The sequence below is a fragment of the Solidesulfovibrio sp. genome, assembly GCF_029978005.1.
Taxonomy (GTDB): Bacteria; Desulfobacterota; Desulfovibrionia; order Desulfovibrionales; family Desulfovibrionaceae; genus Solidesulfovibrio.
Genome location: NZ_JARKOZ010000186.1, coordinates 1 through 1,694 on the forward strand (window position 1 = coordinate 1; position 1,694 = coordinate 1,694).

Annotated in this window: 2 protein-coding genes; both read right to left on the bottom strand. The window is 65.5% G+C overall.

Features of this window, described 5'->3' with window-relative positions; translation table 11 throughout:
• The coding region (locus Q1K70_RS20020) for a cation:dicarboxylase symporter family transporter (RefSeq protein WP_300163753.1) at positions 1-258 on the bottom strand (258 nt) is incomplete at its 3' end.
• Positions 259-373: 115 nt separating this feature from the next.
• Positions 374-1,694, bottom strand: a 1,321-nt coding sequence (locus tag Q1K70_RS20025; protein ID WP_300163757.1) for a DASS family sodium-coupled anion symporter, incomplete at its 5' end; no start/stop codon positions are given.

The following is a 1,694-nucleotide window of genomic DNA, read 5'->3' on the forward strand; positions in this document are numbered from 1 at the left end:
GGTCCAGAAATAGAGCATGCACTTGATGCCCACGCGCCCCACCTTGCCCATGTCGCCCATCTTGGCGATGCCCGTGACCACGGTGCAGAAGATGATGGGCGCGATGATCATCTTCACCATGCGGATGAACGCCACGCCGAAAGGCTGCATGCTTTCGGCGAAACCCTTGGTGGCCGGAACGAGCCCCAGGACGATGCCGGCGACGATGCCGAAGATGACCCAGAAGTACAACGACTTGTAAAGTCTCTTGCCTGCCATTTGCTGCTCCTTGGCCGCGCGGCCGCCGGGCAAGGGGCGACGCGCGCGGCACGGACCGTTACGAGAAGGAACGGGGTTTTTCCCCGGCAAGGGGACGGCGACGCAGGGCGGCGCCTCAGTTGAAGAACATGGACATGGAGGGGATGCCCAAGGCCAGGAACACGACGAGGTACAGGGTGGAGAAGATGAATCCCAGCCGCCAGTGGTCCGAGGTGGCGATGTAGCCGCTGCCGTAGATGATGATGGCCGGGGTGACGGCATAGGGCGTGAGGATGCCGCGAAGGCCCAGGCTGCCGCACATGAGCAGGATGAACATCTTGAGCGGCAGGCCGGGCACCAGCATGGCGGCCATCAGAAACGGCGGGAAAAGCGCCGTGGTCAATGCGGTGATGCTGGCGAAGAAGAAGCTGGCGTACCAGAAGATGGTCACCAGCAGGATGATCATGGTCAACGTGCCGAAGCCGGAAAAGGCGCTGGCCATGTTCGTGCAGAACCAGTTGAGGAAGCCCACCTTGTAGAGGCCGTCGGCCACGGCCATGAGCGTGCCGTACCAGAAGAGGATGTTCCAGGCCGGCTTGTTGCCCAGCAGGTCGTCCCAGGTCACGACCCGAAACGGGATCATGAGCCCCACCGCCACCAGGGCCACGGTGGTGGCGTTGACGAGCTTGCCGCCGAAAATCCAGAACATGAGCGCGCACACCGCCAGCACGGCCATGACGATCTCCCCGCGCGACATGGGTCCCAGGGCGGCCAGCTCCTTGCCCGCCCAGATCGGCGCTTCGGGGCTGCTCTTCTGGGTCGGCGGATAGATCAGGTAGACGAGATAGGGCGTGGCCAGGAAGAGCACCAGGCAGGCCGGCAGCATGGCCAGGAACCATTGCGTCCAGCTGATGTCGATGTTGGCGATCTTCTGGACCATGGACACGGCCAGGAAGTTCGGGGCGAAGGATGTCAGGAAGGCGGCGCTGGTGACGCAGGTCGAGGCCAGGGCCACCCACATCAGATAGGAGCCGATCTTGCGCGGATCGTTTTCCGGCGTGGAGCCGAAAAGCGGCGGGATGTTCCGTATGATCGGGTAGATGGTGCCGCCGCAGCGGGCGGTGTTGGAGGGCAAAAACGGGGCCAGGCACAGGTCGGACATGGCCACGGCGTAGCCCAGGCCCAGGGTGCTGCGGCCCATGAAGCGCAAAAGCAGCAGGGCGATGCGCCGGCCAAGGCCGGTCTTTTCATAGCCCTGGGCGAAGATGAAGGCCGCGAAGACCAGCCAGACCGTGGGGTCGGCGAAGCCGGACAAGGCCCACTTGATCTGGCTGGCCGGGGTGATCTTGGCCGGCGCGGCCGCCGGGGCGGGAGCCGCCTGGGCCGGCGGCGCGGCCTGGGTCGCCTGGCCTGACGGCGCGGCGGGCTGGCCCGTCTGGCCGGCCTGGGCCGGCGGC